At 42.0% G+C, this 14,836-nt stretch carries 10 protein-coding genes; 7 read left to right on the top strand and 3 right to left on the bottom strand.

Translation table 11 applies throughout. From position 1 onward, the window contains the following. Positions 1–529: 529 nt before the first annotated feature. Entirely contained in the window at positions 530–1,726 is a 1,197-nt protein-coding gene (locus ACFRAK_RS00300; protein WP_387601524.1) for an Alp7A family actin-like protein, read from the top strand. Positions 1,727–1,734: 8 nt separating this feature from the next. Next, the gene (locus ACFRAK_RS00305; protein WP_387601521.1) at positions 1,735–2,274 is read left to right on the top strand and encodes a hypothetical protein; all 540 of its coding nucleotides are present in this window, start codon (positions 1,735–1,737) and stop codon (positions 2,272–2,274) included. Positions 2,275–2,372: 98 nt separating this feature from the next. Here the strand turns inward: ACFRAK_RS00305 and ACFRAK_RS00310 are convergent, their stop codons facing one another. Continuing rightward, positions 2,373–3,665 (bottom strand): NCS2 family permease, encoded by a 1,293-nt coding sequence (locus ACFRAK_RS00310; protein WP_387601518.1) that lies wholly within the window; start codon positions 3,663–3,665, stop codon positions 2,373–2,375. 296 nt (positions 3,666–3,961) lie between these two features. Between ACFRAK_RS00310 and ACFRAK_RS00315 the strand changes: the two genes are divergently transcribed. From ACFRAK_RS00315 to ACFRAK_RS00325, 3 genes are read left to right on the top strand one after another with little or no spacing between them, the layout of a single operon-like run. Next, positions 3,962–5,599, top strand: a complete 1,638-nt coding sequence (locus ACFRAK_RS00315; RefSeq protein ID WP_394571137.1) for a DEAD/DEAH box helicase — start codon at positions 3,962–3,964, stop codon at positions 5,597–5,599. Positions 5,600–5,614: 15 nt separating this feature from the next. Further along, a complete protein-coding gene (locus ACFRAK_RS00320; protein WP_387705613.1) occupies positions 5,615–6,523 on the top strand; it encodes a phosphotransferase in 909 nt (302 codons plus the stop codon). Between the two features lie 33 nt (positions 6,524–6,556). Then, the gene (locus ACFRAK_RS00325; RefSeq protein ID WP_394571138.1) at positions 6,557–7,744 is read left to right on the top strand and encodes a class I SAM-dependent methyltransferase; all 1,188 of its coding nucleotides are present in this window, start codon (positions 6,557–6,559) and stop codon (positions 7,742–7,744) included. 105 nt (positions 7,745–7,849) lie between these two features. On the opposite strand, the gene ACFRAK_RS00330 is transcribed toward ACFRAK_RS00325, so the two are convergent. Next, positions 7,850–9,400: an ABC-F family ATP-binding cassette domain-containing protein gene (locus ACFRAK_RS00330; RefSeq protein WP_260285825.1), complete on the bottom strand. Its 1,551-nt coding sequence runs from the start codon at positions 9,398–9,400 to the stop codon at positions 7,850–7,852. 214 nt (positions 9,401–9,614) lie between these two features. Here ACFRAK_RS00330 and ACFRAK_RS00335 point away from each other — a divergent pair, with 214 nt between their 5' ends. Beyond that, positions 9,615–11,807, top strand: a complete 2,193-nt coding sequence (locus ACFRAK_RS00335) for a DNA topoisomerase III (protein WP_394571140.1) — start codon at positions 9,615–9,617, stop codon at positions 11,805–11,807. 145 nt (positions 11,808–11,952) lie between these two features. On the opposite strand, the gene ACFRAK_RS00340 is transcribed toward ACFRAK_RS00335, so the two are convergent. Further along, positions 11,953–12,117 (bottom strand): hypothetical protein, encoded by a 165-nt coding sequence (locus ACFRAK_RS00340; protein WP_260285827.1) that lies wholly within the window; start codon positions 12,115–12,117, stop codon positions 11,953–11,955. Positions 12,118–12,729: 612 nt separating this feature from the next. On the opposite strand from ACFRAK_RS00340, the gene ACFRAK_RS00345 reads away from it, so the two are divergent. Further along, entirely contained in the window at positions 12,730–14,718 is a 1,989-nt protein-coding gene (locus ACFRAK_RS00345) for an acyltransferase family protein (RefSeq protein ID WP_394571141.1), read from the top strand. Positions 14,719–14,836 lie beyond the last annotated feature (118 nt).

The raw sequence follows: 14,836 nt of genomic DNA on the forward strand, positions 1-14,836 counted from the left end.
CGCCAGCCTCTATCAGTGTAACTTTAATCCCTTGTTTAGCTGAGTAATCCCTGTAATCCCGCTCCTGCAAATAAGTTGTCAGTGGTTATATCTGTATCTAGTTTAAAAAATGAAGGGAATTTAATGCTTTGCGACAATAGTGTTCCTGAATTTGTGAAGTATCTGTATTTTTTTCAGTCATTTGAATACCTCTATTCATTAGTGGATCGTCCATTTATTAACATACCCAAATCCGCTAATTTTTGTAAGAAGAAAGAGTAAGGAAATACATTATTTGGTTGCTTACAAAAGTGTATACATGTAAACAAAAATAGATGTGATGTACACAAAAAGGTATTCATGTTTACAAACCCGTACACATGGCTATATATATGGTGTATACATACTTATTCCTATTGTAAACAATTTGAAAACAATTCGACAAATATAGCTACAACTTATGAAGGATTGACTATGGGGGAAACTTTTTCTATCCTTAAAGGGTATGCTTCACTTAAAATTTTTTTCTATAAAAAGGGGATGTTTTTAGATGAGTTCTAGAATCGCAGCAGTAGACGTAGGAAATGATGCTATCAAGGCTATTTTTGGAAAGCTAGAGTCTGAACTTTATATACCGAATGTCATTGCAAAAGACATAGAAGACCGTCCGGTCATCGGGATTGAGGAACTTGATGAAAAAAACCCATTGGAAGGGATTCATATTAGGGTCCATTCACCGGCTCTGCAAGACAATAATGCGATTTATCGCGTTGGGAACTTGGCGACAAAAAGTGATAATCCTACCGAATTGGATTTAGGAAGCAGTAAATCGGAAGAAGATCAAACATTAGTCATGCTTTTTGCGGCTCTTGCATTAGACGCTGCAAAGTTGGGGGACAACGATACATTCAAAAAAGTGAATAACGTTGTGGAAGCCAACTATACGCTTGGAACAGGGTTGCCGCTTCGGGAGGTCAAAGAAGGGAAAGACGTCGGATACCGCTCGAAATTACTTGGCTCAGTCCACCAGGTGGAATTTTTAATTACTCCTAAATACCAAGGCATGAAGGTTAATATAAAATTTGATGAAGTGAAAGTCTATCCAGAGGGCTTTGCTGCATACATAAATTTGGTCATGGATAAAGATTTGAATATCATTAACCGTGAATTAATAGATAGAAGGATACTCATCCAGGATATCGGTGGATTATCGACGGATATCGCTGTCATTAAAAATCGTAAAGTTGACGATGACAAGGCACAAGGATTTAATTTGGGAGTAGCTGAAGCCCTTGAATCGATCCGTGAAGAAATCAGGAAGAAACATGGTGTAGAGCTGGATAGCAGGCGCGACGTCGTTGAAATCATCACGAAGAAAAATGATCGCAATCATATTATGGTTCGCGGAAGCAGGACAAGCGTCCATGATATCGTCGACCGCATTTTAGGTGAACTGGCCAAAAAGCAATATCGTCACCTGCGCAACGTATGGCAAAAAAATTCCCAGACGGAAATTTGCTATTTTGTAGGCGGGGGATCGATTGTCCTGAAAGATTACTTGAAAACATTGAATCAAAATTTCGATGGCTACAATATAGACTTTTTCGAAGATGAGCGGGAAAGCGTTTGGATGATGGCAAACGCCTATTATAAATTGATTTCGGATTTTAATCGCCGCCGGAATGCAAAGGACCAGAATCAGTCACAGCAAAAGAAGAAAGAACAAAGAACGGGCTCCATTAAATAGGTGAGAGAATGAAAAAAACAGCTTCTTCTGAACTTAAAAGAGGACAAGCCATCACTTTTCGTATCCCTTCGGATGTATCAGATTATACGTTAAGACAGCTGCAGAAATTGAAGGAAACGGAAAGACGGAATTTTTCCAGTAAAATTGCCGAGTATGTTCTCGATGGAGTCGGGCAATCCTCCCATCAGGATCGGGAAATGATTGTCCTGCCCATGCCGAACAAACTAAGCAAATCTCAGCGTGATTGGCTCAAGCATTCCCACTCAGAAGCTATGCTTGGAACGATTATGTACCACCTTTTATCCGATCCTTTACGCGCTACGGCCCTGCTTGCCTCTTTGAACAATAATGAACTGAACGAGGAACTGTATGTGCAGGCCGAGCCTGAAGAAAAGGTAGTGGAGGAGGTCAAGGAATTACCTAAGAAAGATCTGGATGACTTTGATTGGAATTTGGATCAACCCGCACAACATGAGGAAGAATCGGAACCGGAAGAAGAAAATCTTGACGATCTCCTGGGTGATTTCCTTGATCAAATGAACCAGTGAACATGTAGGAGGATATCCGACGATAAGTCGGATATCCTCCTTTTTCTTTGCAGGAGTTATAAAAAAAGAGGAACCACAATGGATCCCTCTTAAAATGATCAAGCCAGGAAAATAAGTTGGTAAAGGAATAAAACGGCAAACATGTACACGAACGGATGCACTTCCCGGAATTTGCCCCTTGCCATTTTTAAAATGGGATAGGAGATGAATCCGAGTGCTATCCCGTTGGCGATGCTTGATGTTAAAGGCATGGCTACAATGACCAAAAAGGCTGGGAATGATTCATCAAAGTGTGTCCAGTCAATTTCATTAATGCTTTTAATCATCATGCTTCCGACGATGATCAAGCTAGGTGCCGTGATTGCCGCTACATTTGAAACAGCTCCTATCAGTGGGCTGAAGAAGGCGGTCATTAAGAAAAGGATGGCTACAACCAACGCGGTTAAACCTGTCTTGCCGCCCGCTCCTACACCAGCTGATGATTCAACTGAGGCAGCGGTCGGGCTTGTACCGAACATGGCGCCGACAGTAGTGCCGATGGAATCCGCAAAGAAGGCACTGCCGGATTTTTCAAGCTTATTATCCTTCAGCAATCCAGCTTGCCGGACTATGCCTAATAAAGCACCGGTCGTATCGAAAAGCATTACAAGCAAAATGGAGAAGACGACGCCATAAAGGCCGTAGTTAATGACATCGGCGATGGATGTGATTGGATTGGCGACAATAATCCCTTCAGGTAATGAAGGGGTGGAAACTAAACCGTTAATTTCCAATTGTCCTGTAAAGAAAGCGATTATGGCAGTCACGATCATTCCGATGAATATTGCTCCCTGCACATTGCGAACGATCAGCACGATCGTTATGACCAAACCAACCAATGTAAGCGCCACATTAGGATCCCTGAAGCTTCCGAGGGTAACCAGGTTGGATTCATGCTGTGTTACGACACCTGACAAGCGAAGTCCGATGAAGGTGATGAAAAGACCGATTCCGGCACTGATTGCATGCTTCAAGTTATTTGGGATGGCCTCGATCAATTTTGAGCGGAAAGAGGTCAGGGATAAAAGGATAAAGATGATACCGGTAACAAAGACTGCAGAGAAGGCAACTGTGTATGAAATATCATGGGTTCCCAATACCGAGTATGCAAAATAAGCATTCAATCCCATTGCGGGTGCTATGACAATAGGGTAATTGGCTAATAGGGCCATGCTTAGGGTACCGATTATTATAGCGATTATGGTTGCCGTGAATGCCTGGTCAAATGGAACGCCGGCATCAGAAAGGATCATTGGGTTTACAACGATGATATAAGCAAGAGTTAAAAAGGTTGTAAGCCCCGCAAGTACTTCCGTCCTAATATTTGAATTCCGTTCTTTTAATTTAAACATGCGGTCACTCCTTTTTTATATACAAAAAATCCTTGCAAAAAACTACAAGGATGAGATGCTTACCCTTTAATTTAAAGTAAGTAGCTCGATTGGATAATCTTATAAATTATATTAGAAAAACAACTAAAGTACAATAGCATGAAAAATTTTAAGGTACAGGTTTTCTCGAAAATAGATAATGATATACTAACAATTAGCTTAGACTAAGGAATATGACATTAAGTGAAGGAAGCTGTTACCATTTCAGTGGATTTATCAGTCAATTAATTGAAGAAATTCAGAAAGTAGGCCCATACATGACAAAATTCATCGACCTTGGCGTCAGCCCGGCGATTAACATGATATTAAAGCAAATAGGAATAACCGCCCCTACCCCGATCCAGGAGAAATCGATACCAGATATCCTTGCTGGAAGGGATGTCATTGCGAAGGCCCAAACGGGGACGGGGAAGACTTTGGCATTTTTGCTGCCAATCCTGGAAAAAGTAGATCCCGCCGCATCCCATATACAATCCCTGATCGTCACGCCAACCAGGGAATTGGCTTTGCAAATCACTGCCGAATTGAAGAAATTCGCTAATGAATTAGAAGGACTCCAAGTGCTTGCAGTATATGGCGGACAGGATGTCGAGCAGCAAATGAAAAAGCTGACAAGAAACATCTCCGTGGTGGTCGCCACGCCAGGCAGGCTCTTAGATCATTTACGAAGAGGCACCATCGATCTATCACAAACTGGAACACTCGTGCTGGACGAAGCTGATCAAATGCTACATATTGGTTTCTTACCAGAGGTCGAAGAAATCATGGGACAGCTTCCAGAGGAACGCCAAACGTTGCTCTTTTCAGCGACGATGCCTGAACAGGTGCATCAATTGGCTAAACGCTATATGACTAAACCATTAACTGCCGCGGTGAAGGCCGAGCAAGTAACGGTCGAGAAAATCAGGCAGCTTGTCATCGAGACTACCGATCGTGCCAAACAGTCATCATTAATCAACATGATCAAAGAAGAACAACCATACCTTGCGATCATATTTTGCCGTACAAAACGTCGCGTTTCGGTATTGAATGATGCCTTGAAGGCAGCTGGATTCAACTCTGAAGAGCTTCATGGTGACCTTTCACAGGCAAAGCGGGAACGTGTCATGAAAAACTTCAGAGACGCAAAGCTTCAATATTTAGTGGCAACGGACGTTGCTGCACGAGGACTCGATGTGGAAGGTGTGACACATGTTTTTAATTACGATGTTCCCGAGGATGCAGAAAGTTACATCCACCGAATTGGCCGGACAGGCCGAGCGGGTGAGAATGGCTTGGCTGTAACTTTCATAGCAACGAAGGATTTACAGCTTTTAAGCGAGATTGAAAAAGGGATCTCCATGAAAATTGAAAGAAGGACGATTGAAGGAGTGAAAATGTTCCAACCCGATGAGGTGAGGCAAAAGAGGAAACGCTATGAAGACTCTTCTGATGAAGGTACCCGCCGCCCGCGTTCGGGAGGGGGAAGGAAACACCGGGAACGGATAGATACGAGAGGACCGAATCGAGGCAGTCACCGTTCTGCAAATCAAGCGGACAATCGTGAAATCGAGAGGGAGAAACCACGGGGAGGACGGATGGAAAACGGCCGCGGACCAAAGCGTGAGGATACACGGGGAGGCCGGGTGGAAAACGGCCGAGGACCTAGACGTGAGGATACACGGGGAGGCCGGGTGGAAAACGGCCGAGGACCTAGACGTGAGGATACACGGGGAGGCCGGATGGAAAACAGCCGAGGACCAAAGCGAGAGAATCCGCGGGGTGGCCGGTCGGAAGACAGCCGTGGTCCAAGGCGTGACAATCCACGAGGAGATCAAAGAGACAGCCGTAGACAAGGGCCAAGTAATCTTAGAGGTGGATCTGGCAGCAGCCCAAATAGAGGGAGAAACCGGTAAAAGGGGGAGACGGGAGTGGAAAAGCCTTGGTTGGCAGAATATCCGGTTTCGCTGGAGCTAGCGGGGAAATTGATCATGATGCAGTTTCCGGAAATCGAGTTGAAAGAGATCAAGCAACTTGGGGAGGGTTTCGATAACACGGTCATACAAATCAATGGGCAATTTGTATTCCGTTTTCCCCGCCGCCCTATTGCAGTTACGTTGATTCAGGTGGAAAACCAGCTTTTGCCTTCCATTGCAGGCACTTTTCCGCTTGCTATCCCTGAACCGATCTTTTTTGGGAAACCAAGTACACTGTATCCGTATCCTTTTACCGGTTATAAAATGGTAAAGGGACACTTGCCTGTAGAAGGATCAGTGGCGAATAAGGCCGAATCGGCAAAAAGGTTTGCCCATTTTTTGAAGGCTCTTCACAGTTTCCCTGTGGAAAAGGCTATGCGTTTAGGTGTGCAGCCTGATGGAATGATGAGGCTTGACGTATCCTATCGTAAGAAATCGCTAATGGAAAGTGTCTCGAATCTATTAAAGCTAGGATTCTTTGAACAGGCGCATGCGGTTAAGGATTTTGTTGAAACCTTGGGTGAATGGGATGTTCAGCATCCAGTTTCACTCGTTCACGGAGACATTCATATCCGGAACGTTTTACTTGATGACGAAGGCGTTCTCGCGGGTATCATTGATTGGGGAGATGTTCATGTCGGGAATCCAGCCATTGATTTCTCCTTTTTATACAGTTATTTCCCCAAAGAGGTGCGCAAGGTTTTTTTTGATATCTATGGTGAAATCGAAAAGGAAACAGAGAGTTTAGCCCGGTTCAGAGCGATATATATGCTCGTTACATTACTCGTTTATGGCATAGACCGCCATGATGAAGAACTGATTGCTATTACGAGCACCGGTTTGAAATTTGCTATAGAAGAATAAGTGTCATGTTCTTTTGATGTTTAGGAGGTTCATATGAAGGCAAGTTATTATCATTCAATCACATTAATGGCGAACATGTTGGATCAAGCTAACATCCCATACCAATATACAGGTCGATCCGCTCTGTTCGTGCAAGGAGTGGACATCGGTGAGTATAAGAAAATCAATATTGATGTACAATGGGATGTCTTTAATGAGGCAGTAGATCTTTTTTCCGAATACGCACCAACAAAGCTTGAAAGAAGCCCTGAGACTGCCTCCTTTCTAATGGATGTCGAGGGGATTTCTGCCGCTGTGCGCTGCCGGTTTAACACGACCATTAAAACGGACCCTTATCGTTTATCCATCAAGATGGGGGATATGGAGGTTTGGTGCAGGTCGTTATACAGTTATCTATACGACGAAGAAATGAGAAAGTGCAGTTCCGAGATCCATGCTTACTTATCTGCCGAGCAGAAGGGGTTCACAGCGGAAAATGAACAGGCGTGGAACCAGAATAATTATTTAGCGCTGGTCAATCGTTATGGAGATCCCGTTGAATTGGCATCGAAAATCAAGCAAAACCCAAAATGGAGACTGCACCCTTTTTATAAATATATGGGAGGAACATCCGGTAAAAAAATCACTCATTTGATGGGATCGAACGGTGTTAAAGCAGTTGCCCTCGCCATATTGGGAGCTGAAGTGAAAGTAGTTGACTTTTCCCAGGAAAATGCAATGTTTGCAAATGAGCTGGCCAGTGGGGCCAATGTCTCCATCGAGTATATCGTTTCGGATGTCCTTTCATTATCATCCGAGCATGAATCAGGGAATCAGGATTTGGTTTTAATGGAGCTCGGTGTACTTCACTACTTAATAGATCTGCAGCCTTTATTTGAAAAAATTAAAAAGATGCTGAAACCTGGAGGCCGATTCGTCCTGCATGAATTTCACCCGATTTCCACAAAGCTCATTACTTCAAATGGTAAAAAACATAAAATAACAGGCAACTATTTCGACCCGGCAATCGAAAACAATGAGGTCGCTTTTTCGAAGCATATGCCGGATGAGGAAAAAGGGAGCCTTTCAAGAGTTGTTCAGCGTAAATGGACAATCGGGGAACTGATAACGTCAATAGGTCAATCAGGGCTTGTTATTAAAGTGCTCGAGGAAGAACCGAATCATAAAATCCATGATATTGGGCTTCCGAAAACATTTACCTTGGTGGCGGAACGAGTTTAAGCTGCATATTGAGGAAATGAAAGCTGACTGAAGGAGACTTTTCAGTCAGCTTTTTATTTATTTCATAATAAAGGGGATGCCGCTTCTGCGACATCCCCTGAAAAATTAATTTTGGGCCGACCATTCCTCTACATCCCATACCTTGGTTACCCAATCTTCATAGAATTCAGGTTCATGGCATACGAGGACAATCGTTCCTTTATACTCTTTCATTGCACGTTTCAGTTCTTCTTTTGCAACGACATCCAAATGGTTGGTCGGTTCATCGAATAACAGCCAATTGCTTTCGGTAAGCATGAGTTTACATAGGCGCACTTTTGCTTGTTCCCCACCGCTTAAATGGCTCATCGGACGTGTAATATGCTCGTTTTTCAAACCGACACGGGCAAGGATTGCACGTACTTGCGGTTGGTCCAGATGCGGGAATGCATTCCATACTTCATCGATCGGCGTCGTATCGCCTGCTTTCACTTCCTGTTCAAAATAAGAAGAAAAAAGGAAGTCCCCAAGTGATCTTTTACCGCCTAGAGGATCAATTTTACCCAAAATCGTTTTTAAAAGAGTGGATTTACCAACCCCGTTACAGCCGACCACGGCAATTTTTTCTCCCCGTTCGATGGTCATGGATAGCTTTGGAAGCAATGGGCGGTCATATCCGATTTCCAGATCTTCACCTTCAAAGACATAACGGCTGCTCGCACGTGATTCTTTAAAGTCGAAGGTAGGTTTCATTGCAGTTTCTGGACGATCGATGCGTTCCATGCGATTCAATTGCTTTTGACGGCTCTTTGCCCGGCCGGTCGTTGAATAGCGCGCTTTATTTTTTGCAATGAAATCTTCCTGCTTTTTAATGAATTCGCGCTGTTTTTCATAAGCGTTAATATGTTGGTTTTTATTCAATTCTGCCAGCTCAAGGAATTTTTCATAAGTTGCCGTGTAACGGGTCAGTTTAGAAAATTCAAGATGGAAGATGACGTCGACGACGCCGTTCATGAACTCGGTATCATGCGAAATCAATAGAAATGCATGTGGATATTCCTTTAAGTAGCTGCTCAGCCAGCGGATATGCTCCACATCCAAGTAGTTGGTTGGCTCGTCGAGCAGCAGGACTTGCGGTTGTTCCAATAGTAACTTCGCCAATAATACCTTTGTCCGTTGTCCGCCGCTTAGGGCAGAGACATCACGGTCCAACCCGATTGCATCCAAACCTAAACCGCGTGCCGCTTCTTCAATTTTAATATCGAGATTGTAAAAACCGCCGGCTTCCAGCTTGTCCTGGATTTCACCCATTTGTTCCAAGAGTTCTTCCAGTTCTTCGGGAGTGGCCGTACCCATTTTTTCCGTAACTTCATTCAGTGCCTTTTCCTGCTCGAATAAAGGTAAGTATGCATCCCTTAAGACATCGCGAATGGATTTACCTTTAGAAAGTATCGTATGTTGATCAAGATAGCCATATTCGACACCAGGTGTCCATTCCACCCGGCCATCATCATGGATGAGTTGTCCTGTAATGATATTCATCATCGTTGACTTCCCGACACCATTCGCCCCTACCAGGCCTACATGTTCACCGGCCATCAGGCGGAAGGATACATCCTTGAATAAGGTACGGTCGCCAAAGCTGTGTGCTAATTTATCTATAGAAAGTAAGCTCATTTTATATTGAACCTCCCAATTAATTTGAAAAAATCCCTACGTTTCATCATACTAAAATCTGCACGGGATTGCTATCTAATCTATTAATTTACATATATGTGGGTGCGGGGAGCCCTGTTCGATCTGTTTATCAATGCCATGCTGTGCATTATCGCCCTGTCATAAATTATATGAGATAATAGAGGAATCAGTTTAAAAGCGAAAGGATGTTATTATGAGTAAAACAGTCGTACTGGCCGAGAAACCTTCGGTCGGAAGAGATATAGCTAAAGTGCTGAATTGCGGGGAAAAGGGTAATGGCTTTTTTGAAGGCGAACAGTATATCGTCACTTGGGCACTAGGTCATTTGGTCACCCATGCAGATCCGGAATCTTATGATGAAAAATATAAAACGTGGCGCCTTGAGGACCTGCCCATGTTGCCGCCTACTTTGAAATTGGTCGTCATCAAGCAATCAGGCAAACAATTTCAATCGGTTAAAACACAATTGAACCGCAAGGATGTCAAGGATGTCATCATTGCAACGGATGCAGGTCGTGAAGGGGAACTTGTTGCACGCTGGATTCTCGAAAAAGCGAATGTGAAGAAGCCCGTCAAACGGCTTTGGATTTCCTCTGTAACGGATAAGGCGATCAAAGATGGATTTAAAAACCTGAAGGATGGCAAGGAGTATGAAAACCTATTTGCCTCTGCTGTAGCAAGGGCGGAAGCGGACTGGATCGTTGGGATGAACGCCACGCGTGCCCTGACGACCAAGCACAATGCCCAGTTATCCTGCGGGAGGGTCCAAACGCCGACACTTGCGATGATCGCAAAAAAAGAAGAGGAAATAAAACAATTCCAGCCTAGGAAATATTATGGCGTAACCGCAATGGCAGAAGCTAATTTGCGCCTGGTTTGGCAAGATGCCCATTCAAAAGATATCCGTACATTCGATAAAAACAAGGCAGAAAAGGTTCTTGCAGCCGTGAAGGGGAAAAGTGCAGAAGTCGTTGAAGTTAACAAGTCCCATAAGAAAAGTTTTGCCCCTTCTTTATATGATTTAACTGAACTTCAACGGGACGCCAATAAGAAATTCGGCTATTCGGCGAAAGAGACGCTATCGATCATGCAGCGCTTATATGAAAGCCATAAAGTCCTGACTTATCCAAGGACGGATTCACGCTTTTTATCAACGGATTTGGTTGATACGCTAAAAGAAAGATTACAGGCTGTAAGCATTAAGCCATATGCCCAGTATGCATCGAGGATCCTGCGCAGCCCGATTAAGGTCAATAAATCGTTCGTGGATGATAGCAAGGTTTCCGATCACCATGCAATCATCCCTACTGAGCAAACACCGCTGCCGGGAAAACTGAGCGACAAAGAATCGAAAATCTATGATTTGGTCGTGAAAAGGTTCCTTGCTGTATTGATGCCGCCTTTTGAATATGAACAAACGACCATCACCGCAAAAATGGGGCAGGAGACGTTCATGGCAAAAGGGAAGGTCGTCCTGAAGTCAGGTTGGAAGGAAGTTTATGATCACCAATTCGATGAGGAAGAAGCTAAAGATGGCCTTGCAGAGCAACTGCTTCCGAACGTTCAAAAAAGTGACAATTTAACCATTTCGACCGTGAAACAAACAGAGGGTGAAACGAAACCGCCGGAACCATTCAATGAAGGGTCGCTTCTTTCGGCAATGGAGAATCCTGCTCGTTTCATGGCAGGGGAAAGCAAAGAGCTCATCAAGACCTTGGGTGAAACTGGCGGGATCGGAACTGTTGCAACGCGTGCTGACGTTATTGAAAAGCTGTTCAATAGTTTCCTGATTGAGAAGAGGGGAAAGGGCCTTCATGTTACCTCGAAAGGAAAACAACTTCTTCAATTGGCACCTGAAGATCTGCGATCTCCAGCTTTGACAGCTCAATGGGAGCAGAAGCTAACCGCGATTGCAAAAGGGAAGCTGCCAAAACAGGCTTTCATCGGCGATATGCGCGCCTACGCCAAAAATATCGTCCATGAAATCAAAAATAGTGACCAAAAGTTCAAGCATGATAACGTGTCAGGAACGAAATGTCCTGATTGCGGCAAGCTGATGCTTGAAGTGAATAGTAAAAAGGGAAAAATGCTTGTCTGCCAAGATCGAGAATGTGGCCACAAAAAAGGTGTTTCACGTGTAACAAATGCCAGATGCCCACAATGTCACAAAAAGATGGAAATGCGCGGTCAAGGAGAAGCACAGACATTCACTTGTAAGTGCGGTTTTCACGAAAAACTTTCTTCTTACAATAAACGAAGAGGGCAAAATAAAAATCAAAAAGTATCCAAAAATGAAGTCTCCAATTATATGAAAAAGCAAAATAAAGAAGAGCCGATCAATACTGCCTTGGCGGATGCCTTAGCAAAACTGAAATTCGATAAATAAAAGAAAAGAGACCTTCACCTTTAGCTCCGTGGTGAAAGGGCTCTTTTTTATGGGGTTATTTGAAATGGCAAAATCCTTATAAATGAAAATGACGGCAGAAAGGGATGGAGCGAGTGCTCCATCCCTTTCCATATATCTGCTTCTGTTAAACTTCATTCAGTACGGTGCCATGTAATTCATATTCAAGTGTTTTGTCAGTGTGTGTGTGTTTATCCGAATCTACTCGTGTGAGTGTACTGAATGGTTTCTGATCACCCGGACTGAAAATTGCTTCATCATTCTCTGGATTCCATAGGCTGTAAATACTCATGATCGTATCCTCCTCCTTTGGATGAGAAGACTAGTAATTCCCATACTGATTATCATCTAACGCTTCCATTGACTCTTACGCTGATCACCGGGACTAAACACCGCTGCGTCATTCTCTTTGTTCCATTGGCTTCTGATTGTACTCATCATGCACATCATCTCCTTTGGTGAGAATGTCTTACAGTATTTTTATACCCGGATGGGACAGGTTAAAACATATATTTTTAAAAAAACATGATTTTATCGAGAAATCCATGTAATAAAACAAACCTCCTTTTACAATCAAACAGTGTGAATTGTATTGTTCGTTTTTTTTGCGAGGATTTTCTTGAATTTGACAGTTTAATAAACCCGGTCTGTTGGAGCATGCCCACGTTTTCGTTGGTCCATGGTGGACTGACCTTTTTTATAAAGTAACGTTCTATTTCAATGAATGGAAAAGCGAGGGGGCTTCGTATCCAGGTAACATACATTTTCTGTAAGTGTCCTGGTTGATAAGTTGGAAGAAGCTCCGAACTTTAAAGAACCTTTTCTACTATATTGACAAATCATTATTGTAAAGTGATATAATTTTAAATTGTATGCATGACGAAAAAGTAGGAGATAGAATCAAATGAAACAACCATTAATTAATATTGAGAGTAAATTCAGACCCGAGATCGAAGGGTTACGCGTTGTTGCGGCACTGCTGGTAGCGGTATATCATATATGGTTAAATCGTGTTTCCGGCGGGGTTGATGTATTCTTTGTAATTTCAGGTTTTCTTATTACCACTTCAATCGTTTCCACAATTAATCGAACAGGGGAATATCGTTTTCTGCCATATGTCACAAAGTTAATGAAAAGATTACTTCCTTCTGTATTTTTTATTCTTGCAATTGTTCTCGTTTTAAGTTGGTTTTTATTACCTAAATCAATTTTAGATAAAACTATACATGAAGTATTTGCCTCCATGTTTTTCTACCAAAACTGGCAGTTGGCATTTTCGAGCACGGATTATTTAGATTCCAGCCAAATGAAAACGCCTGTTGAACACTTTTGGGCTTTGTCCATACAAGGACAATTTTATATCATCTGGTTTTTGGTATTCACTTTAATTTTATTTTTAATAAAAAAATATAAATTAACTAAAGTTAAAACATTAATCAATACTATTTTAGTCATATTATTTGTTTCTTCTTTTATATATTCCATATATTTAACCTCTGTCAATCAGCCATGGGCTTATTTCATTACGATGACACGTGTGTGGGAATTTGCTTTAGGCAGTTTGCTCTGTATCAATTTATCATTAATCAAGGTAAATAAATATATTGCTACAGTGATAGGCTGGCTCGGATTAATCGGATTAATTTTAACTGGAATAGTCTTCAATGTATCTGAAATGTTTCCAGGGTATATTGCCTTATGGCCAATGACCTGCGCATTATTCATTGTTTTGTCTGGTACACGCGATACGAAATATGGTGTCAAACGCTTTTTAGGTTCCCCGGTAATGGTGAAGCTAGGTGGAATAGCCTTTGGAATCTATTTGTGGCATTGGGTATTATTGGAGTTCTACCGTTATAATGTCCAGGAAACTCCAGGGTTCATCGTTGGAACTCTTATTATCATTTCATCAATTGCCCTTTCGTTTTTAATGACTCGATTTATAGAAGAACCAATCCGAAGCTCAAAGGACAATAAATTCTCATTCAAGAGAATCGGGTTAATGGGCAGTGTGAATGTACTCTTGATTGCATCTCTTTTAATTGGAGTATATATAGATAAAAATAGGTTGGAAAATAATATAAACGATAAAAATTATCCAGGAGCGTTAGCTGTAAAAAACCCTGACGATATACCTGATCAAGAACCAATTCCGTCATATTCTAAAGTCTTTGATGATTTACCAAAAGCGCATTTGGACGGCAGTAACCAAGGGTTAAAGGAAAGTGACTTGAAAATTGGGGAATATGGCAAAACTGAAAATTACGATGCTACAATTGCCCTGATCGGCAGTTCCCATTCAGAGCATTGGTTAGGTGCCATTTTAGAAGCAACAAAAGATGATAATTATCGTGTATTGAATATAACTCGTTCAGGTACACGTTTTTCAACAGGTTATGCGGATGATGATTTGAAAGGTATCTGGGTCAATAATGTTCTCGATTATCTAAAGGATGCAGATGTAGATCTTGTCATTTCTCACGCCACAGCTTCTGATTCGCCTAATAATAAAATACAACAACAAATGGTCGATCAGCTGCAGTATGTTAAAGATGAATATGGTATTGAAGTGTTAGCGATTCGTGATGATCCAAGATATAGTTTTAACGTACTGGAATCATTAGAAACAGATGGACTAGAAGAAACTACAAAAAAAATGAATTCAGCAGATAATCAGAAAGACGAAAGCTTTTGGAGACAATTTGAAAAAGAGAATAAATCCTTGCATAAAATTGACTTAACAGATTACTTCAAGGTAAACGGTAAATTCCAGCCCATTATAGGTAATGTTATAATTTACCGTGACAATAGGCATTTAACGAATACTTATTCTGAAAGTTTCGGACCTGTTTTTGAAGAAAAAATCAATGAGATAGGTTTAATTGAAAAGTAAGTATAGCTAATTGGAATTTATTTGAAGTCTAAATATAATAAAAATCTGAGTTCTGTGTTTTACAGGGCTTGGATTTTTTTATATCTATAGGGATTGATGAAGTAGTGGTTAACTTTGT

The organism is Peribacillus sp. NPDC056705 (assembly GCF_043656335.1).